The organism is Pseudomonas caspiana (genome assembly GCF_002158995.1).
GTDB classification, from domain to species: domain Bacteria; phylum Pseudomonadota; class Gammaproteobacteria; order Pseudomonadales; family Pseudomonadaceae; genus Aquipseudomonas; species Aquipseudomonas caspiana.
In genome coordinates this window covers 5,336-24,713 of the sequence record NZ_LOHF01000042.1, presented here as the reverse complement: position 1 = coordinate 24,713, position 19,378 = coordinate 5,336, and the positions used below count along the sequence as shown (strand labels likewise).

27 protein-coding genes and 1 tRNA gene are annotated in these 19,378 nt (G+C 55.4%); 16 read left to right on the top strand and 12 right to left on the bottom strand.

Annotated features, from left to right (window positions below; translation table 11 throughout):
- From AUC60_RS28670 to AUC60_RS26975, 7 genes are all read right to left on the bottom strand, one after another.
- Window positions 1-136 (bottom strand): spike base protein, RCAP_Rcc01079 family (locus AUC60_RS28670; RefSeq protein ID WP_420800762.1); only part of this gene is annotated, 136 nt, incomplete at its 3' end.
- Window positions 137-985: 849 nt separating this feature from the next.
- A complete protein-coding gene (locus AUC60_RS27000; protein WP_087274590.1) occupies window positions 986-1,345 on the bottom strand; it encodes a PA0613 family protein in 360 nt (119 codons plus the stop codon).
- On the bottom strand, window positions 1,338-3,557 hold the full coding sequence (locus tag AUC60_RS26995; RefSeq protein ID WP_087274588.1) for a VapE domain-containing protein: 2,220 nt from the start codon (window positions 3,555-3,557) through the stop codon (window positions 1,338-1,340). The genes AUC60_RS27000 and AUC60_RS26995 overlap by 8 nt, the downstream gene beginning before the upstream one ends.
- Entirely contained in the window at window positions 3,547-3,774 is a 228-nt protein-coding gene (locus AUC60_RS26990) for a TraR/DksA family transcriptional regulator (RefSeq protein ID WP_087274586.1), read from the bottom strand. Before AUC60_RS26990 ends, AUC60_RS26995 begins: the two co-directional genes overlap by 11 nt.
- Window positions 3,767-4,285, bottom strand: a complete 519-nt coding sequence (locus AUC60_RS26985) for a phage regulatory CII family protein (RefSeq protein WP_167384404.1) — start codon at window positions 4,283-4,285, stop codon at window positions 3,767-3,769. The genes AUC60_RS26990 and AUC60_RS26985 overlap by 8 nt, the downstream gene beginning before the upstream one ends.
- A 533-nt stretch (window positions 4,286-4,818) precedes the next feature.
- Complete coding sequence (locus AUC60_RS27925; protein WP_158099163.1) at window positions 4,819-4,995, bottom strand: hypothetical protein; 177 nt, start codon at window positions 4,993-4,995, stop codon at window positions 4,819-4,821.
- A gap of 27 nt (window positions 4,996-5,022) precedes the next feature.
- Window positions 5,023-5,295: a transcriptional regulator gene (locus tag AUC60_RS26975; protein ID WP_087274584.1), complete on the bottom strand. Its 273-nt coding sequence runs from the start codon at window positions 5,293-5,295 to the stop codon at window positions 5,023-5,025.
- 181 nt (window positions 5,296-5,476) lie between these two features.
- On the opposite strand from AUC60_RS26975, the gene AUC60_RS26970 reads away from it, so the two are divergent.
- The 11 genes from AUC60_RS26970 to AUC60_RS26920 all read left to right on the top strand — a co-directional run bounded on the left by AUC60_RS26970 (window position 5,477) and on the right by AUC60_RS26920 (window position 11,198).
- Window positions 5,477-6,187, top strand: a complete 711-nt coding sequence (locus AUC60_RS26970; RefSeq protein ID WP_144443308.1) for a S24 family peptidase — start codon at window positions 5,477-5,479, stop codon at window positions 6,185-6,187.
- Window positions 6,188-6,440: 253 nt separating this feature from the next.
- Window positions 6,441-7,031 carry a hypothetical protein gene (locus AUC60_RS26965; RefSeq protein WP_087274580.1) on the top strand — a complete coding sequence of 197 codons (591 nt, stop codon included), beginning with the start codon at window positions 6,441-6,443 and terminating at the stop codon, window positions 7,029-7,031.
- Between the two features lie 8 nt (window positions 7,032-7,039).
- Window positions 7,040-7,324 carry a phage antirepressor KilAC domain-containing protein gene (locus tag AUC60_RS26960; protein ID WP_087274578.1) on the top strand — a complete coding sequence of 95 codons (285 nt, stop codon included), beginning with the start codon at window positions 7,040-7,042 and terminating at the stop codon, window positions 7,322-7,324.
- Window positions 7,325-7,464: 140 nt separating this feature from the next.
- Window positions 7,465-7,836: a hypothetical protein gene (locus AUC60_RS26955; protein ID WP_087274576.1), complete on the top strand. Its 372-nt coding sequence runs from the start codon at window positions 7,465-7,467 to the stop codon at window positions 7,834-7,836.
- The gene (locus tag AUC60_RS26950; protein WP_238599652.1) at window positions 7,836-8,159 is read left to right on the top strand and encodes a pyocin activator PrtN family protein; all 324 of its coding nucleotides are present in this window, start codon (window positions 7,836-7,838) and stop codon (window positions 8,157-8,159) included. Before AUC60_RS26955 ends, AUC60_RS26950 begins: the two co-directional genes overlap by 1 nt.
- A 48-nt stretch (window positions 8,160-8,207) precedes the next feature.
- The gene (locus AUC60_RS26945) at window positions 8,208-8,627 is read left to right on the top strand and encodes a hypothetical protein (protein WP_087274571.1); all 420 of its coding nucleotides are present in this window, start codon (window positions 8,208-8,210) and stop codon (window positions 8,625-8,627) included.
- The gene (locus AUC60_RS26940; protein ID WP_087274569.1) at window positions 8,624-8,845 is read left to right on the top strand and encodes a hypothetical protein; all 222 of its coding nucleotides are present in this window, start codon (window positions 8,624-8,626) and stop codon (window positions 8,843-8,845) included. Before AUC60_RS26945 ends, AUC60_RS26940 begins: the two co-directional genes overlap by 4 nt.
- On the top strand, window positions 8,845-9,387 hold the full coding sequence (locus AUC60_RS26935; RefSeq protein WP_087274568.1) for a phosphohydrolase: 543 nt from the start codon (window positions 8,845-8,847) through the stop codon (window positions 9,385-9,387). The genes AUC60_RS26940 and AUC60_RS26935 overlap by 1 nt, the downstream gene beginning before the upstream one ends.
- Entirely contained in the window at window positions 9,384-9,647 is a 264-nt protein-coding gene (locus AUC60_RS26930; protein WP_238599651.1) for a hypothetical protein, read from the top strand. Before AUC60_RS26935 ends, AUC60_RS26930 begins: the two co-directional genes overlap by 4 nt.
- Window positions 9,648-9,756: 109 nt before the next feature.
- Window positions 9,757-10,965 carry a phosphohydrolase gene (locus tag AUC60_RS26925; RefSeq protein WP_144443307.1) on the top strand — a complete coding sequence of 403 codons (1,209 nt, stop codon included), beginning with the start codon at window positions 9,757-9,759 and terminating at the stop codon, window positions 10,963-10,965.
- Window positions 10,962-11,198, top strand: coding sequence for a helix-turn-helix transcriptional regulator (locus tag AUC60_RS26920; protein WP_087274567.1), 237 nt, complete (start codon window positions 10,962-10,964; stop codon window positions 11,196-11,198). Before AUC60_RS26925 ends, AUC60_RS26920 begins: the two co-directional genes overlap by 4 nt.
- On the opposite strand, the gene AUC60_RS26915 is transcribed toward AUC60_RS26920, so the two are convergent.
- The 3 genes from AUC60_RS26915 to AUC60_RS26905 form a co-directional block, all read right to left on the bottom strand.
- A complete protein-coding gene (locus tag AUC60_RS26915; protein WP_087274565.1) occupies window positions 11,168-12,397 on the bottom strand; it encodes a tyrosine-type recombinase/integrase in 1,230 nt (409 codons plus the stop codon). The genes AUC60_RS26920 and AUC60_RS26915 overlap by 31 nt on opposite strands.
- A gap of 166 nt (window positions 12,398-12,563) precedes the next feature.
- Window positions 12,564-12,637: transfer RNA gene (locus AUC60_RS26910), tRNA-Thr, on the bottom strand.
- 39 nt (window positions 12,638-12,676) lie between these two features.
- Window positions 12,677-13,099 (bottom strand): pilin, encoded by a 423-nt coding sequence (locus tag AUC60_RS26905; RefSeq protein WP_087274564.1) that lies wholly within the window; start codon window positions 13,097-13,099, stop codon window positions 12,677-12,679.
- 224 nt (window positions 13,100-13,323) lie between these two features.
- Here AUC60_RS26905 and pilB point away from each other — a divergent pair, with 224 nt between their 5' ends.
- From pilB to yacG, 5 genes are read left to right on the top strand one after another with little or no spacing between them, the layout of a single operon-like run.
- Complete coding sequence (gene pilB / locus AUC60_RS26900) at window positions 13,324-15,018, top strand: type IV-A pilus assembly ATPase PilB (protein WP_087274562.1); 1,695 nt, start codon at window positions 13,324-13,326, stop codon at window positions 15,016-15,018.
- 2 nt (window positions 15,019-15,020) lie between these two features.
- Complete coding sequence (locus AUC60_RS26895) at window positions 15,021-16,238, top strand: type II secretion system F family protein (protein ID WP_087274561.1); 1,218 nt, start codon at window positions 15,021-15,023, stop codon at window positions 16,236-16,238.
- Window positions 16,239-16,240: 2 nt separating this feature from the next.
- Window positions 16,241-17,113 carry a prepilin peptidase gene (locus tag AUC60_RS26890; protein ID WP_087274559.1) on the top strand — a complete coding sequence of 291 codons (873 nt, stop codon included), beginning with the start codon at window positions 16,241-16,243 and terminating at the stop codon, window positions 17,111-17,113.
- Window positions 17,110-17,733 carry a dephospho-CoA kinase gene (gene coaE, locus AUC60_RS26885; RefSeq protein WP_087274558.1) on the top strand — a complete coding sequence of 208 codons (624 nt, stop codon included), beginning with the start codon at window positions 17,110-17,112 and terminating at the stop codon, window positions 17,731-17,733. The genes AUC60_RS26890 and coaE overlap by 4 nt, the downstream gene beginning before the upstream one ends.
- On the top strand, window positions 17,730-17,930 hold the full coding sequence (gene yacG / locus AUC60_RS26880) for a DNA gyrase inhibitor YacG (RefSeq protein ID WP_087274556.1): 201 nt from the start codon (window positions 17,730-17,732) through the stop codon (window positions 17,928-17,930). The genes coaE and yacG overlap by 4 nt, the downstream gene beginning before the upstream one ends.
- A gap of 63 nt (window positions 17,931-17,993) precedes the next feature.
- Here yacG and AUC60_RS26875 read toward each other — a convergent pair whose 3' ends face one another.
- Window positions 17,994-18,680, bottom strand: a complete 687-nt coding sequence (locus AUC60_RS26875; protein WP_087274554.1) for an energy-coupling factor ABC transporter permease — start codon at window positions 18,678-18,680, stop codon at window positions 17,994-17,996.
- Complete coding sequence (locus AUC60_RS26870) at window positions 18,677-19,144, bottom strand: hypothetical protein (protein WP_087274551.1); 468 nt, start codon at window positions 19,142-19,144, stop codon at window positions 18,677-18,679. The genes AUC60_RS26875 and AUC60_RS26870 overlap by 4 nt, the downstream gene beginning before the upstream one ends.
- Between the last annotated feature and the right edge of the window lie 234 nt (window positions 19,145-19,378).

Here is a 19,378-nt window from a genome sequence, read left to right as displayed (position 1 = left end):
CGTTGCCAGCACCGCCGATGTATAGCGCTCGGGTGATTTCAGGGAGGTCGCTTGCATCATTGGGCGCAATGGCAAAAACAAAGCTTATAGGGCTATTGAGCCCAGGCGAATAAAACGAAAATCGATCTGAAACCATGACTCACCTTTGAGCGACGTGTTCGCTGGTTGCACGTCCAAGTTTTAAACGAAAAGGCCACCGTGAATGCAGAGGCACTGAATAGGTGCGCGGTCTTTCCCGTAATCAGCCAAACACACTTCCAACGTCGACGACCCAATGCATCGATCTCGCGGATCTGGTCTCGCGCCACTCTGGAAGTCAGTTGTGATCAAAGCGCATGAGCTGCCAGTGTTCTTTCGTGACGTGTGACTTCCGGCCATACCTCCTCCAGGGTCCCGAGGGATGTCTTTGGGACAGGTATTTATAGCTGGCGCGGGGGATCAAACAGCCGCCGGCGCTAACGCTGGAGCTATGAAGGCTAAACTTGGGCAATAAAAAACCCAGCCATAGGCCGGGTTCAGTGTGGTGGTGTGTGCCGCTCTTTACGGTCGCACCTATCGAAGATGACTACTTTTTACAGGTCGATTCCGGTGGCAGCAAGCCTGTTTTAATGCCACCGGTGAATATGTAGGCAACACAGCACCAACGCCCCGGCAATGTAGACGAATACCCTCAATCGGCCATTCGCTTTTTTCCACATGTCCCACTGTCCCACTGGGCTAGAGACAGGTGGGACGTTTGAAGCCCCCGAAAACAAAGCGTCGTCCCACTGTCCTACCTTTATTGTTATTCCCCCGTGTAAAGGAAGAATAATTAAGCACACGCTGACGCGCGCATAGCGCGCGACGGTGCACGCTACGCTACATGCGGGAATGCTGGTTAGAGGTGGGACAGTGGGACGGAGCAACGCAAACGGGGCTGCCACCCGTCCCACTGCGTTGATAGTCAGTGGGACGAGGTAGGACAAGCGGGAAATGGCTAGAGCCCTCAAGCGGCCTTACCCCATAGCAGGCCTTGAATGCTCAGGTGTGCCTGATGAAGACGGTCATAGTAGGTCTGTCGACTGCACCCGCAATGGGTCATTTTTTGATTTAGGAAGCTATCGCTGTTGCAGTAATGCTCACGGACAACCACCGCCAGCTCGGGAGCCAAGTGTTTGTTGACGATTAGCTCGATGTCGGCAGACTCATCCAGCAGCACACGGCTGCCCCGCGTACCACGTATCAGCTCGCCTTTGCACTCCATAAGCATGGCGATCATGTTCCCACCCGAAGCGGATCCCCCCCGCGAAGCCGAATGGAGGTCTTCAGCCCAAAGCTTCAACATCGCATCAATTCGTTTAATCATCGAAGCAGGGCTCATCAAACTTCTCGACAACCAGATCTGACGACCGACCCCACGCCGCCGGTTTCTTGTAGACCCATTGCCGCAAGCCGCTTTTCGACAGAACAGAAGATCGCGCCCGCTTCCATCCCAGACGATGCATGATTGCACCGACGCGCATCTGCTCTGGCTTACCCCAATGCCCCGCATCCAGCTTCAATGCGGTGCCAAGCAACTCATTACCGCTGGTGGTTTCACCGATCTGCGACTCTTCAAGCCAATTCAGAATAAGACCCTCCCACTCATCGACCACGAAGCGCTCGTCCTGTGCCTCGGCGAACATGGATGACTCGTCACGGTTAACCCACCAGATCTCGCCTGCCTGGAAGCAGAACATCGCCTCAGCCCACAATTGATCACGCATCTCACGCAGTTGCTCGAGTTCGACTTTCGTACACGCAACGGGCCAGTAACGCCGGTTGCCGGTCGCATCCTTGAGATATTCCTCTTGGTTGGTCGTACCCACGAAAACACACTGGCGTGGCACGTCGTTTGTCCTCCGGCCATAGCTTTCTCGGTAGGTGTCTGTCGAAGCAGAGAAGAACTGCTTGGCCTTGGTACTCTCGGCCTTGTTGAAGCTGTCCAACTCGCCCAACTCGACAATCCATTTCCCACGAATAGCCTGAAAGCCATCCTTGTCGCCGAGCGCAAAGGGTGTGTCCATGAACCAGTCACCCCCGAGGATGCTCATCGCGGTTGATTTACCTGCGCCCTGTGCGCCTTCAAGAATCAACACCGAGTCTGCTTTGCAGCCAGGCCGCATCACCCTCGCGACCGCCGAGATCATCCACCGCTTGCCGACCTTTCTGACGTACTCAGAGGTTTCGACCCCCATGACATCTACGAGCCACTGCTCCAGTCGTGGCACTTGATCCCACTCAAGCTTCTGCAGGTACTCACGCACTGGGTGAAAGGCATGGTCGTGAGCAACAATGCTGACTGCCTCAATGACGCTGGAAGCTTTGACCCGGAGGTTGTAGACCTGAGCCAGCCACTTCATGACACGCATATCATCGATATCAGCCCAGTCGCCTGTACCACCGCCGTAAGGCGCGGCCCGTAACTTAACGATCTTGGAGCTGAATGCGCTGAAACTGATTACCCCGGCCCAGCGTTCGTCGTTGCCAAGTATCAGTTCGATATTCTGCATATGGGCAATGAGCGCACCGTTCTCACTGCGTGCCAACTGGTCTTTCCAACCACCCGCTGCAGGGGGCCTGACGACCGCTAACACCTGACGGCGTACCGCCTCCAGGCCCTCGGCGACATGCAGATCATTGAAGTCAGTCCATTTGTCGTGACGCTCTACTGAGAATATCGGCGCAACGACCTGACCACCAACGATCAAAGCCGCGTTGGTAGCCTTTTCCTCACCAGGGTTCCAAGGCTGTCCATTTGGACGCTTGGTCTTCCAGTCATCGTCGCGACAGATAATGATCGGTCTACCAGGAAGACGGTCACGCATCAGCTTTGCGACCGCAAGCAAGTTGCCCGCATCAAAAGCAATGGCGACCCCGCACGAAGTCGCCATGTGCAGGCTGGCGCCGGTGGCGTATCCCTCACAGATCAGCAACGGCTCACCAGGCTCAGGCTCGGGACCGATTAAATGAAACGCCCCCTCTTTGGACATACCGTAGGGCCAGTAGGATTTGTCACGCCCCGTATCCTGTTGCTTTTCCGGGTAGATGACTTGCAGCCCGACGATCTGATCACGGGCGTTGCTCATCGGTACCAGCACAGCTCCTGAACGCGGCGCGTAACGAACACGAAATCCAACGATCTGCTTACGATCCAGATAGGCGCTTTTGCCCTTATCAGGCATGCGTTTAAACATACCCACCGCCCTACTGGCCGCACGACGGGCTGCGTTGGCGGCGACCTCAGCTGCGCGGCGCTTCGCGTCTTCCTGACGAGCGCGCATAACCTCACGCTCTTCAGGTGACATTCGTCCCGCTTTCACCTTGATCTTCTGCGACTCCCCCGAACGCCAGTCACCAAAACTACCGAAGATCAGCGACTCGTTCTTTTCGGTCAGATGTTCGTGAATGACGTACCAACCGTTTTTTTCCTTTCCCTTATCTTGGGACGTCTTGCAACGGGTCAACTTGCCAAACACCAACGGCTGATCAGGCTCAAGGCCATAGTCAGAGAATTGCCCCAGCACCTCATCGAGCATGACGGGCCTCCCGCAATTCATCTATGTGCTGGCATGTGACGCATTGAGTGCAGCCAGGCACAGCGAAGCGTCGCGCCTCAGGTATCACCTCACCACATCCCTCACAAAACAGAAATGAGGATGCCGCCATAGCAGGCTTGGCGGCGACGCGAGCGGCGAGAGCTTGATCTATGCGCTCTTGCACAAGGTCATTAGCGAAATCGGCAATGTCAGCCATGATCAGCACCCCGCGTCGTCTGATTGACGTAGGAGGCGCGGTTGAACAACCCGAGCAAGCCCTGAATGCCGCGGAACACCTGCAGACGAATCTCAGCCAGCTCCTGATCGCTCACTACACCATCGCCGATGCTCCTCGCCCATGTCTCGGCTAGGTTCGCGACCTGATGGAAGTACTCTGCAATGCCTGTGGTCAAAGTCTCCGGCATGTCATTGGTATAAGCCTCTGCCAACTCCTGCCAAGTCGTATCACCGACCAAGGCATGCACTGCGTCCAGAATGCGGCGGTCCTTGGTCAGCTCCAGGATTTCGCCGAACTCCTGAATGTTGACTGTATGGCTTGGGTGAGTCGGTGAAAGCTTGTGTTGCAGGGTGGTGGGGTTTCTGCCGGTGGTGACGGCGATTGCAGCAGCACCGCCAGGGTAGTCCCTTGCAGCATGGTAAAGCGCCAGGTCGAGCGGCAGGATCTCCCGCTGCGCCCGTTCAGTACAGCTCAGAGCAATTCGGCTCATGGCATTAATCCTTATAAGTTGCCAGTGCCGCGCAGCATGTAGTGGTGATACATTTGCCGCGTGGCTTGAAAGGGTCCACACGCCGGTCTTACCGGCACCGTGCCGAGGCGAGCGATCCGTCGTTCGCCTCTGGCGCAACAGCTGCCCGCTCTGTGGTGGAAGAGGCAGCAATCCAAGGCATCCGTGCCTTGAGAACGCGATTGAGACCGACGGAATGCATGTGGTGTGCCCGTCAACCTAAATCGCGGCCCGACTCCGCTGTGGTGGTGCGTGTCGGGGGAAATCGGGCGGCCTTTGGGTCGCCTTTTTTCTAACCTACTTGTAAGGAGAACTACCTAAGTCAGATAGTCATACCCCTACTATTACTGTCGGCCGTCTTCGCCGGGAACTGGCGACATGCCCTGATGACTGTGAACTCACCTTCAGCGGCCTTGAGTTCTACCGCATCAAGCAGCGCGGCACGAAACTTGTTCAACTGGAGTTCAACGAGCAGATTCACCGCGACGAAACAGGGCGCGTAGTGCTTGTAAACCCTAAATAAGGTACTTGGATGCCTCGGCGGCGCGCTCCGGTGTTGTAGGGGCGTATCCCTCAAACCGGCGGCCGTTCAAAGAGCACGAAACCACTACAAGGCCACCCTCGATGTGCTTGAGTGAAACCTCAAGCCCGGGTGCGGTGCCGAAGTTGTCTGCGTACATGTCTACGGACATAGCCTTCTCCAGGATTAGAGGGATGTTTTAAGCAGCTTTAGCGGCATCAAGGTTCTCAGGTACCGGAAATATTTCAGGTAAATCAGGTCGTAGCTCATGAGCCTGGACTAATCCGTCAGTTGCTCGCACTACGGAGTGAACACGCTCAGTAGGAACGCGCCCAGCTTTGAGCCATTTCCACACGTGGGGCTGTTTAACCCCACAGCGGCGGGCCAGCTCGGATTGGTTATCACCACAAGCTTTTACTGCGCGACCCAAAGCTTCCTGACATTGGCTGGCAAGCGAAAGTGAAATAGTCATGTGACACATCCTAAAGGTTGGAACAGACCGCAATCTACAACCTTTGTAATAGGACAGTCAACACTTAAAGTTTTCAGACAGCCTATGACCAAGGTAGTAAAATTGAGCGATGAAATACCTACCCTCTGAACTGCTACCCACGCTTGCCGACAGACTTAGATACGCTATGGCTGAGCTTCGAATGAGCCAGCCTGATGTAGCTAAGGTCGCGAACTGTTCTCAAACGACAATTTTCAAAATCCTATCCGGGCAAACTACAGAAAGTCGTAAGACTGGAGCCATCGCCCGAGGCATGAAAATATCTGTCGCATGGCTCGAAAATGGTGATATGCCAGCAGCCGTCACGCCCATCCGCTCTGAATCCCGCGCCAAAATCGATTTAGAGCCTATCGCCGCCTGGGATAGCGATACCCCTTTGGATCCAGACGAAGTTGAAGTGCCTCTTTTCAAAAAGGTTGAGATATCGGCGGGAAGCGGCCGCACAGCTGTACAGTCAGAGCCCGGCCGAGTTCTACGCTTCTCGCTCGGCACTTTGAGGCACTGCGGAGTCGAGGCGACAAACGCTATATGTGCCACTGTGACGGGGCGAAGCCAAGAACCTCTCATTCTGCATGGAACCACGGTAGGCATAGATCGAGGCATGACCAAAGTCCTGCACGATCATCTCTACGCGGTCGAGCAAGACGGGGAGCTACGGATTAAGTTTGTAGAACTTATTGACGGGGGTGGCCTCAAGCTAATCAGCTACAACCGTGCGGAATATCCAGACGAAACCTACACGTTTAATCAGTTTATTGACCAACAGATGAAGATCTTAGGCCGTATTTTTTGGTGGTCTACCGTCAGGCCCTTGAATTCGTTCCCCCTCCCGAGATGCCCTGAAATCGAATAATCTACAACTTTAGTTGTTGCACAAAAATAAAACCTTAGTTATTTTTGCCTCACTCTTCCACCACAGAGCGAGGCAACACCATGCACACCACAGCAACGATTCACGCCCACCCAGCAGTAGCATCCCCATTTTTCATCTTTGAGGTACGCCGCCTGGCGATCCATGGCGGCTGCACTTTCGTGCCATCTAAACCGAAGTTGATTCCCTACCCCAATGGCCGCCCGGTCAATCCAAATGGTGGGGGACGCGCAGCATGAGCAGGTTCAAACTCACCCCGAACGCCTTAACGCTGCTAAAGGCCCAAGTCAATTTGACCGAAATCTTTAGCCACACCATTGGCAGCCGTCCGCAGAACGGTTCGATACCCTTCATCCTGAAGGTCGACCATGCTGAGACTGAAACGCAGTTCAAGGTCGAAATGGGCAGCCAACGCCACTCTCTAACGCTATCCAATACGAAGACGACTCATCTCAAGCTTGCTGCATTCATTGAGGAAATAGCCAACGGCCAGCCTGACCAGAGCCTGCAGCTGGTCGCACCGGAACAACGGCCATCCAACGGGCTTCAGGAAGTGATCACCCAGGAACTGAGTCAGCAGGTTTTTGACTTGGTAAAGCGTGGGGGCACGGCCAGTCTCGACGTTGGACTTGAACTCCCCATTCATGTCGCCATTCATCGAAATAGAGCACGTACAGCAGCTACGACGCTTCTGTCCATTGGCAACAGACAGCCGCGCACCAAGTGCTTCACGCTGTCAGGCCCCGATGTCGAGATCCATGAAAAGGTTGTCGAATCCATCAATCATCTGGCAAGCATTGCAACCCCAGCAATGCACGCGGCATAGGAGGCTTCATGGAACGCAACCTTGCCCAAACTGCCAAGCATCTCGGTCTAAGCCGACCAAGGTTGATCGCCCTTATGCGTGATAAAGAACTGCTTAACGAAAGGTGTCTGCCCAAGTACCCGACAAGAGATCGCGAATACATGCGGGTCTATGAAGGCAAGTGGTACCACGAAAAGTCAGGCATGCAGTACAGCCAGTCCACCCGAATCAAGCAAGCAGGCATTCGCTGGCTGGCCGAGAAGCTCGGGCTTGTGCTGCCAGAGATACCGGCAGACAACCGTGACGTGGCCTAGGGAATTTGCTCGCCAGATCATTGCAATGAAGACACGCGAGGAGCGCAACGCTGCGCTTCTCGAAGTGCCCGAACATCTGCGCGAGCTGACCAAACGTCACTGCCTAAACAGCTGGAACCATCCTAATAGGAAAAAGAACCATGGATCACCAACTGATTGATCGCGCGCTGGACGAACTTACTTCGACGCCAGCCGAGGCCCGAACGCCTGAAGTGATCCAAGCCTGGGCTCGCTTCATTTGCGTCGCAGCTGGAGCAGATATCGAATCGACTACGCCCATTTATAGCGACTGGGTAGAGCTACGGGCCAGCGTTGCTTTACTGGCGGCCGAGTTGGACAGCGCACGTTATTCGGTAAGCATTGACGCGTATTTTGAAGAGGCTCCAGCGCTTAAAGCCTTTATCTTCACCGATAAAACGACCGCGCTTTATGGCTACGGCAGCACCGCCGAGAAAGTACTCCAAAGGCTCAAGGAAGATTCAAAGTCGCCACGACCGAAGGAAGCAGCGTGATGGTGGCTGCCCAAGTGCCTTTGCGCCTGCTACCCGCCCCAGATCCCGTCACGGTTGAACTGCTCTACCGTACCTTCGGTGACGTGCTGATCCCGTTAGACAAGCTGCGCGAGCAGTACTTTCGCAACCTGAACGAGCGGTCATTCGTGACCGAAATTGAGAACGGTCGAATCCCTCTTCCTATCACAACCCTAGACACCAGTCGCAAAGCGCCGAAGTTCGCTCACATCCGCCATGTCGCAGCACTGATCGACATTCGCGCATACAAGGCCGACGAAGAAATGGACGGGAAGCAAAACGACCCACAAGACGAACCGACCTGAAATAAATCGCTGCCACCACCAGCGCCCCCACCACCAGGAGCACACCACATGACAACAGAACAGATTTACGCACTGATCGGAATCATCATCCCAGTCGGCCTTCTTTTTTGGTTTGGCTACATGATGGGAAGGAGCGAAGGCTTAACTCTCGGCCTTAAAACAGGCGAGGACATCCCACGCGAACAAGACCTAACCACCATCAAAGAACTTGAAGCCTCGCTTCAACTCCTCTGCGATGACCACCAACGCCTAGCCAAGCATTGCAAAAGCCTTAAGCAAAGTTTGGCCTTGGGCTTGAAAGAAAAAGAAGCACTGCTCGACATCGCTGAGAAGCTGCGGATTGCTGCAGAGACATTCAGCGCCTTCCGAACCGGCAAAAAACTTCACAGGGATTGCCTGAGCCTGCGAGAGCAAGCTCTGGAGATGGCCGCACTTCTGCAGGCGACAGAGCAGGAGCAAGCAGCATGAGAAAGCCCATATCTGTGATCCGCCTCAGCCCGGAGGCGGCCGGTGATCTAAATCAGAAATACCTGAAGGCTGACTCCGCGCTGAAGACGCTTAACCGTTATCAACGTGAATTAGACAAGCAACTAAAGGCACTGATCGGGCAAGAAGCGCTGCGCGAACTGCAAAACGCCACCGAAAACGCGCTGTTGCTGGCCGATCTCGTTAAGGAGGCTGCGTGATGAGCCGGATACTAACCATGACCGGCCAGTCGTTCGACTTATACGCACCGGAAGCCGATCAGATCGACCCACGGGATATCTCACACTCCTTGGCCCACTTGTGTAGATTCAACGGTCACTGCCGAGACTTTTATAGCGTGGCCCAACACAGCTGCATCGTCGCGGACTTAGTGCCAGAAGAGCATAAGTTAGCCGCCCTGCTTCATGACGCCACTGAAGCTTACGTGGGCGACATGGTGCGCCCGCTCAAGGAGTTGATGCATGCCTACCAGGACGTCGAGAAATCGATATGGGAACGGATATGCACCCGCTTCGGCCTCGAAGCTGACCTACCAGACGAAGTACACCACGCGGACCTCGTTGCACTCGCCACAGAACGACGCGACCTCATGCCACCCGATACGGCCATCTGGCAATGGCTGGTAGGCATCACCCCATCGGACGACATCATCCGGCCTTGGTCACCACTTGAAGCGCGGTTCACCTATCACCAGCGGCTGATGGATCAGCTCGCCATTGAACACCGGAGGAAAGCGGCATGACTCACGAACTGACACGCCACCAGAACCAAACCGCTTTGCTCCGCATCACCTGCAGCATCACCGCGCAAAAAATAAACAGTCTCTGCTGCGCAGCAGCAGGCATTACTGCTCTTTGCCGCAGCACCACCGAGGTGCTTATACCCCACGAAAAGCTGCGCGAGGCCGCCACAACCGATACAACGCTGATAGCTCAGGGTCGCCCGCCCGCGCAGCTTGTGGTGGGGTATAAGCACTCGCAGCAGCAAGGGAGCCGATCATGATTAAGCGCGTCCTCAGACATCTCCACACATGCTATGGCGTAGGCAGCGGTGCCAAAGACTTAAGTAAAGCCAATCAGCTAGTAACCAACTTTCAAACGGAGGACGCAATATGAGCGACCTGACCCCGACGATCTGTATTTACCACGCAAACTGCGCCGACGGTTTCGGTGCGGCCTGGGTCGTACGCAAAGCACTTGGCAACGATATTGAATTTCACGCAGCGAAACATGGCGAGCCAGCACCTGATGTCGCTGGCAAAACCGTCGTGATTGTTGACTTCTCCTACCCGCGTGAAGTCTTGACGGCAATGGCGGAAAGCGCCCGCTCCGTGTTGGTGCTCGATCATCACAAAACCGCACAAGAAGATCTGCGGGACCTGCCATCAGCCGGTGCCTCCTACTTTGTCGAACCAGAGCAACCAAATCAGAATCTTCATGTGCTTTTCGACATGAGCCGGTCTGGCGCCGGATTGGCCTGGGATTACTTCTTTCCACATGAACTACGCCCAGCGCTGATCTACCACATCGAAGATAGGGACCTGTGGCGGTTTGGGCTGGATGGCACTCGCGAAATCCTTGCGAGCCTCTTCAGCTACAAACAGGACTTCGCGATCTGGGATGAACTGTTCGCAATCGACTCCGCAGCACTGAGGTTTGAAGGTCGCGCTCTCGAACGCAAGCAGCAGAAGGACGTGGCTGAGCTTGTTGCCGCATCCAAACGCCGCATGGTTATCGCCAATTTCAACGTTCCAGTAGCAAACCTCCCGCACACATTTGCCAGTGATGCAGGAGCACTGATGAGCGTTGGCGAGCCATTCGCAGCTTGTTACTGGGATATGGCTGATGGTCGCTCATTCAGTCTTCGCAGCTCTGACGCTGGCGAGGATGTATCAGCTATAGCAAAACGATTTGGCGGCGGCGGACACCGCAATGCCGCTGGCTTCCGGGTCCCGTTCGATCATGTGCTGGCGAGGCCAGAACAGGCTGACCCCGAACAAGCATTGAGCAAGCTGGATAAGGTCGCGTGGCTTCTGGCTGAAGGGGTTTTGATGCTGGTTGAACAGAATCCGGACCACTCTGACTGGGTCGCAGAAGCGAAAATCGCACTTGCAACTCTACCGCCCCCAGCACCAGATCCGGCAACTGCCGCGATTGAGTTTGCACTTGAAGACGAAGACGGGCTGAACTTCCTAAGATTCTGGAACGAAGGGAGTTTTGATTCGATCCGAGAGCATTGGCCCGATGCACCAGAAAAAGTATTCATAGGCGCGGATCCGCTACATTGCCCAGAATCGGATGATAGGAGGCCAAAACCATGACTGCCCAGCTGAACGAAGACATCGAATTTATCCGCCTCCCAGACGTCAAGAAACTGACCGGCGTGAGTACCTCACGGATTTACGATATGGCCAGCAAGGGGCTCTTTCCTAAGCAGGTCAAGCTCGGTCCGAGAGCAGTTGCATGGATAAAAGCCGAGATCATCCAATGGAACCGCGACCAAGTGGCAGCGTCACGCGGTCCTCAGGCATCAGCCTCAACCGCATCTAAATAATCCGCCCACGCCTGCATCATTGCGCGACGCTGTTCAACGTACTCGGCATGGTTATAGGTTCTCCGGACCTTGTTGCCACTAGCGTGGGACAGCTGCGCATCAATCCAATCATTTTTGTAGCCCATCTCGTTCAAGGCAGTCGAAATAGTAGCGCGGATCCCGTGCCCTGTGAGCCTGCCTCCATACCCCATTCTTTTTAAAGCACCGTTCACTGTTCCGTCACTTATTGGCTGACTAGGGTCGTTGCGGCCTGCTATTAGCAATCGATAGCGACCGGTCAGCTGGTGCACTTTACGGGCTTCAGCAATGGCTTGCCTTGAGAGCGGCACGAGATAGGGCGGAACCTCACCACCCACCGGTGTACGAATTAGTTTTCGCAGCTGTTTAACCGTATCAGCTGGGATAGTCCACATCGCGTCCTCGAAATCGAACTGAGCCACCGTCGCATGGCGCAACTCACCAGTGCGTACCCCTGTCAGCAATAGCAGTCTGATAGCGCTTCTTGTGAATTCGGTCAGAGGGAATGCACGCAGGCACTTTAAAAACTCCTTAAGATCCTTCTGTCTAAGCATGGGATTATGCTGGACTGGAGGCTCCGGCTCCGCAACGATATCTAGATCCGCAGCCGGATTTGTCTCAATAAAACCCGACGCAATCGAATATCTGAATATTTCATTAAGCCACGACCGGCACTTGCGAGCAGAGTTAAGCGCCTTCCTTTTCTCCACGCGCCGCAATGCAGCCAGCACATCCGCCCGGCGCACGTCTGCAATGGGGATTTTTCCCAGTACCGGAATTAGATCCTTGTCCAAATAGAATCTGGCCTGTGCTGATCCGCCCTTCTTGGCCACCACCATTCGTGGCGCCTTAAAGGCGTGCCATTCATTCGCAACAAGTTCAAAGGTTCTCCCTGCAGAGTCCCCTGCCCTGAGCCTAGCTTCACGACGATGGGCGCGCGGATCGATACCCTTAGCAACTTGGGAGCGGGCCTGGTCACGTAGCTCGCGTGCTTCTCTCAGGGAAATTTCAGGATAGGTACCAAGCGAAAAGCGAGGCTGCTTTCCATGCCACGAAAAACGGAAATGCCAAGACTTCGTACCCTTCGCTGATACGAAAAGCGACAGCCCGTCGGAATCCGTCAGGGAATAGTCCTTTTGGCCAGTCTTCGCCTGACGGACAGCGGTATCAGTTAGGGGCATTAGTACATCACCAGCACAGTCGAATTCAGTTGTGCTGCATAATGTACTAGAAATTTTTGATTGGTGTAGGAAGAACGTGGAAGCGACAGGAACAAAAAAACCGCGCTAGGCGGTTAAATTGTGGAGTTTTCCGAGACCCTTGGGAGGACCCCGGAAATTAACGCGGTGCCGAAAACAGGAATCGAACCTGCGACCTTCGCGTTACGAGTGCGCTGCTCTACCGGGCTGAGCTATTTCGGCTTACCCATTAAGCGCTAACTCAATTACGGCGCTACGCCTTTAAGGGTTCTTGGCATAACCGTTGGTGAGGCACACGCCGCTATAAGCCCAAGTAACAGGGGCGTTGACTGCAAAGGTCGGAGTAAGAGTACATGTATCAGTAGTAGCAATCCCCCTCACAGCGTTTGGCACGGCGACGATTGCAGCGGTGTTTGTAGTGATCGTGACGCTGTTCACTGCACCAACGTTGCCAGGTAAAGTTATGCCTACTTCGGCGGCGGTATCACACTCAGTTACAGCCGCAGCCTGAGAAAGGCACACACCGATTGCTGTTTTTACAGACGCCATGGCGGTAAGCACTTCGGTATAAGCCGCCCGGCGGGTGTAGTTCTGATACGACGGAATCGCCACAGCAGCCAAAATACCGACGATCGCTACTACGATCATCAACTCGATCAACGTAAAACCTTTTTGTGCTTTCATAGGTACTGCTCCGGTGCGTCAATAAGGTGTTGCTTGCCTGTGCCAAAGCATAGGTCATGCCAAACGCTCTTCAATCCTCCTTTATTGCTAATCCTTTGATTGACCACCCAATTGCGCTTCCCTGCATGATCACTAACTGACAATTTTGGTCACCTTGCCGTGCATCATTGGCAGCGCCGCCTGACTACGCTATAAACCAGATACTGTCTGGGGTTGGTGGTGTTATGAGTGATGTTGTTCTGAGCGGTTTGGCCAAACAATTGGTAGTTGCCGAACTTCTGACTGAAAAAGCGGCGCAACAGGCTTATCAGCAAGCCCGGCGCGACAAGGTTTCGCTGATCAGTTATCTGGTGCAAAACCGCTTGGTCAGGGCGCTGGTTCTGGCCGAAATGTCCTCGGACCATTTCGGCCTGCCCTTTCTCGACCTCAATTGCCTTAATAAAGAAGAGCAGCCCAAGGGTTTGGTGAGTGAAAAACTCATCCGCCAGCATCATGCCCTGCCGCTCTGGAAACGTGCCAACAAGCTCTATATCGGCATCTCCGACCCAGCCAATCAACAGGCCATAACCGATCTGCAGTTCAGCACCGGGCTGGCTATCGAAGCGATTCTGGTGGAGGACGACAAGCTCACCGACGCCATCGAAAAATTCTTCGACGGCCACTCGGCTCTGGGCGACATGGGTGATGTCGATCTCAGCCTGGAAGTGGTGTCGGGCAGCGACACCAAGGAAACCTCTCTCGGTCAGGACGATGCCGACGACGCGCCGGTGGTGCGTTTCGTCAACAAAATGCTGATGGACGCCATTCGCCTGGGCTCCTCCGACTTGCACTTCGAGCCTTACGAAAAAACCTTCCGGGTCCGGCTACGTACCGACGGCATCCTGCATGAAGTGGCCAAACCGCCGATCCACCTCGCCAGCCGCATCGCAGCGCGTTTGAAGGTCATGGCCAGCTTGGATATTTCCGAGCGCCGCAAGCCGCAGGATGGCCGGGTCAAATTACGCATTTCGAAAACCAAAGCCATTGATTTCCGGATGAACACTCTGCCGACGCTGTGGGGCGAAAAGATCGTGATGCGACTGCTCGACCCGACCACGGCGAAAATGGGCATCGACGCACTGGGCTATGAACCGGAGCAGAAAGCCCTGTATCTGGAGGCGCTCAAGCAGCCACAAGGCATGATTCTGGTCACCGGCCCTACCGGTTCGGGTAAAACCGTGTCGCTGTACACCGGCTTGAACATCCTCAACACCGTGGACATCAACATTTCCACCGCTGAAGATCCGGTCGAGATCAACCTTGAAGGGGTTAACCAGGTCAACGTCAATCCGCGTCAAGGAATGGACTTCTCCCAGGCACTTCGTGCGTTCCTGCGTCAGGATCCTGACGTAATCATGGTCGGTGAGATTCGTGACCTGGAAACCGCCGAAATTGCGATCAAGGCTTCGCAGACCGGGCATATGGTTCTTTCCACCCTGCACACCAACAGCGCAGCAGAAACCCTGACCCGCCTGCATCACATGGGCGTGGCCGCCTTCAATATTGCCACGGCCATCAATCTGATCATTGCCCAGCGTCTGGCGCGCAAACTCTGCCCGCACTGCAAGAAGGAAGCAGACATACCCCGCGAAACCCTGATCAAGGAAGGCTTCCCGGAAGACAAAGTCGGCACCTTCAAAATCTACACTGCCGTGGGCTGCGATCAGTGCAACGGCGGTTACAAGGGCCGCGTCGGGATTTACGAGGTGGTCAAGAAGACCCCGGCTCTGGAGCGCATCATCATGGAAGAAGGCAACTCTCTGGATATCTCCGCTCAAATGCGCAAGGACGGCTTTAATGACCTGCGCACTTCAGGCTTGATCAAAGCCATGCAGGGCGTCACCAGCCTGGAAGAAGTCAACCGCGTGACCAAGGACTGATCATGGCCAGCAAAGCGGCGAAAGCTATCGTTTTTACCTGGGAAGGTACGGACAAGAAAGGCGCGAAGATGACCGGCGAACTGACCGGCCACAATCCGGCGCTGATCAAAGCGCAGTTGCGTAAACAGGGCATCAACCCGACTAAAGTGCGCAAGAAACCGGTTTCTATCTTCGGCTCCGGGAAAAAAATCAAACCGCTGGATATCGCGTTTTTCTCCCGGCAAATGGCGACCATGATGAAAGCCGGAGTACCGCTTTTGCAGTCCTTCGACATCATTGCCGAGGGTTCGGAAAACCCGAACATGCGCAAGCTGATCGAGGAAATAAAAAGCGAAGTCGCCGCGGGTAACAGCTTCGCCACCGCTCTGCGGCAGAAACCGCAATACTTCGACGACTTGTACTGCAACCTGGTCGACGCCGGTGAACAGGCGGGTGCGCTGGAAGCCTTGCTGGACCGGGTAGCAACTTACAAGGAAAAGACCGAAGCGCTCAAAGCCAAGATCAAGAAAGCAATGACTTACCCGATCATGGTAATGATCATGGCGTTTGTGGTTTCCGGGATCATGCTGCTGTACGTGGTGCCGAAATTTCAGGACATCTTTGCCGGCTTTGGTGCAGAGCTGCCCGCGTTCACCCTGATGGTCATCGGCCTCTCGAAAATCGTTCAGGATTGGTGGCTCATCATCCTTGGGTTGATGTTCGCCAGTATTTTCCTGTTCCGACGCAGTTACAAAGGATCACAGAACTTCCGCGACAGCGTTGATCGCAAGTTGCTGAAGCTCCCGATTATCGGCCCGCTGCTCTTCAAGTCTTCGATCGCCCGTTTTGCTCGTACCCTGTCCACAACCTTCGCCGCTGGGGTGCCGTTGGTCGAAGCGCTGGATTCCGTAGCCGGAGCGACCGGCAACGTCGTGTTCCGCAACGCGGTGAACAAGGTCAAGCAGGATGTTTCCACCGGTATGCAGCTCAACTTCTCCATGCGCGCCACCGGTGTGTTTCCCAGCCTGGCGATTCAGATGACCGCGATTGGCGAGGAGTCAGGTGCGCTGGACGCCATGCTCGATAAAGTCGCCACTTACTACGAGGATGAGGTCGACAACATGGTCGACAACCTCACCAGTATGATGGAGCCGATGATCATGGCCATCCTCGGGGTCATCGTCGGCGGTCTGGTGATCGCTATGTACTTGCCTATCTTCAAACTTGGTAGCGTTGTCTGAATATGTCCCTTGTTGATTTCCTGGCCAGCTCACCGCTGGCCTTTGTTTTATCCGCGCTGATTCTTGGTTTGCTGGTGGGCAGCTTTCTCAATGTGCTGGTCTACCGTCTGCCGATCATGATGGAGCGCGACTGGCAGGCTCAATCCAGGGAAATGCTCAAGCTGCCCGCCGAGCCTGCAAGCGAAACCTTCAACCTGATCCTGCCCCACTCGCGCTGCCCCCATTGCGCCCATCAAATCCGCCCGTGGGAAAACCTGCCGGTGATCAGTTATCTGTTTCTGGGTGGCAAGTGTTCAAGCTGCAAGGCACCGATCAGCAAGCGCTATCCGTTAGTAGAACTGACCTGCGGCCTGCTGTCCGGCTACGTCGCCTGGTACTTCGGTTTTGGCTGGGCGGCTGCGGCGATGCTGGTACTGAGCTGGGGCTTGCTAGCCATGAGTCTGATCGATGCCGACCACCAGCTGCTACCTGATGACTTGGTGTTACCGCTGCTGTGGATGGGCCTGATCGTTAACTCATTCGGCGTGTTCACGACCTTGGGCGACGCGCTCTGGGGCGCGGTGGCCGGTTATCTGGTGCTGTGGTCGGTGTACTGGCTGTTCAAACTGATAACTGGCAAGGAAGGCATGGGCCATGGCGACTTCAAATTACTGGCGATGCTCGGGGCGTGGGGTGGCTGGCAGATCCTGCCGTTGACCATTCTGCTGTCATCGCTGGTGGGCGCTGTATTGGGGCTGATCATGCTGCGTTTGCGCAATGCCGAAACCAGCACGCCGATCCCCTTCGGTCCCTATCTGGCCATCGCAGGCTGGATCGCTTTGCTCTGGGGTGGTCAAATAACCGACTCCTATTTGCAATTCGCCGGATTCAGATGAACCCAACCGTTAAAAAACCCTGGATTCTCGGCCTTACTGGCGGCATTGGCAGCGGCAAGAGCGCCGCAGCGCAATGCTTCATTGATCTGGGCATCCATGTGGTCGACGCCGACCACGCGGCGCGCTGGGTGGTTGAACCTGGTCGTCCTGCGTTGGCGCTGATTGCCGAGCACTTCGGGCCAACGGTGCTGAATGCCGATGGCACGCTGAATCGCGGTGCCCTGCGGGGTTTGATTTTCGAGAATGCCGAACAGCGCCGCTGGCTTGAAGCCCTGCTGCATCCGTTGATCGCCAAGGAGATTCAGCGCGATCTTGCTAGCGCGACTTCACCCTACGCGATTCTGGTTTCTCCACTGCTGGTTGAGTCCGGCCAGTGGAAAACCACCCAGCGCGTGCTGGTGATTGACGTACCGCAGCAGGTGCAGGTTCAGCGCACCATGTTGCGTGACAGCTCCAGCCAGGAACAAGTCCAGGCGATTATCCAGGCCCAGGCCAATCGCGAAGATCGATTGAGTCGTGCCGATGATGTACTGGTCAATGACCGGGATGCTGCCTGGCTGCAAAGCGAAGTCTCGCGTCTGCATCAATTTTATTTAACTTTGTCCGGAGGCCAATCATGAGCCAACCAATGACCGTCGATTGCCCAACCTGTGGCGCCCCAGTGGAATGGAGCGCAGCCAGCCCTGCCCGGCCGTTCTGCTCCGAACGCTGCAAGCTGATCGACCTGGGCGCATGGGCGTCTGAAGAACACGCCATTCCGGTCAGCCCGGATGCCGAAGATGAAATGTTTTCCGGTGATTTGCCTGAACGCCATTGATCGCCCCTGTGGGACCGGCTAAAGCCGGTCCCGCGACGGTCCCGTGCCAATATAAAAGCTCAGTCATCTGTCCCCGCTGTCCTTCCAGGGCGCTGACAGATAGCGCGTGCGGTTGAATGTCTCCAGCCACTCGGGGCTGAACACCACTAACGCGCTGATGACCATGCCGTTGATGAAGGCTTCGGGAAAGATGATCAGCCACAGATAGCCCGCGAAATCCTCCAGCCAGATCGGCATCTCGAACATCCCTTCGTGCCAGAGCAAGCCCAGCGCAAACAGCAAGCACATCAACGCCGCCAGGGCGGCTGCGAGAAACCCCGAACAGAATATGTAAACGAAAGGGCTTTTAGGCTGTGCCCGCTCCACCAATACCGCGCACGCTTCGGTCACCAGTACCGGCAAGCCGATAAACAGCAGGCCGTTGACGCCCAGCGCCGCCAGGTCCTGACGGTCCAGGGCAAGCAGCCCGATTTGCGCCGCCAACCCGCCGAGAATCGCCAGCGGCCAGTCCAGCAGCAACGTCACCGCGGTCATGCCGATGAAGTGATATGACACACCGGTCTCGAAGTCCCGCCTGACAAGCCACAGCAGGAACAACGCAAACACAGTGCCGAACAACAGGTGCTGACGGCGGTTGTCCGTGAGCAACTCCACCCACGGTACACGCCGGACCGCCCAGGCCAACACCGGCAAGTACAACAACCACGCCAGGGTCATTGCTTGCGGTGTCAGGACCTGCGCGCCGATCATGGTTTTTCGAGTGCCTCGCGAAGTGCATCGGGACCGTTGAATTCACGACGCTCAAGCAACTTGCCATCTTTGAGTTGCAACCACTGAACGGCAGCCGCGTCGCCGCCATAACCCGGCGCGATCTGCGCCTCACGGTCAAGGGCTACCCGATAAGAATAGGTCCTGCGCATTTTAGGCACGGCAAAAAATTTGGTGACGTACGCTGGCATTGGCTCGATGTTGGCGATGAACACAGTATGTCGGGCTTCCAGAAAGCCTTTGGGCTTGTCCTTTAACGCCTTCTCCATGATCTTGCCCGCACTCATGCTGCTGGCGACCAGAATCGTCTGGGTCTTTTGCGGGTTCATCACATACGGCTCATCAAACTGATCAAACAGGCTCCAGGTCGGTACCGGGTCGCCGATTTCCATGGCCTGAGCGGTGAATGGCAACAGGATCAACAGCAGAATGGGCCAGAGCTTCAAGGGTGCAACTCTCCTGAGTGGGATGGGAAAACCAACACCATAGCCCAAATGGGTGCGGGGTTGGCTGATCCATGTCGGGTCGCAACACCGACGAGTCCTCCCTTGGTTTGGGTCTGGAGCCTAATTAAAACGCAATCTGCCGCAGAGAACGCACTTGTCAGCGCCTATGCCAACTCGATCGCGGGCACGCGCGCGCTCATCAAACAAAAGCCAAACTGCTGGATTGAAATGCAT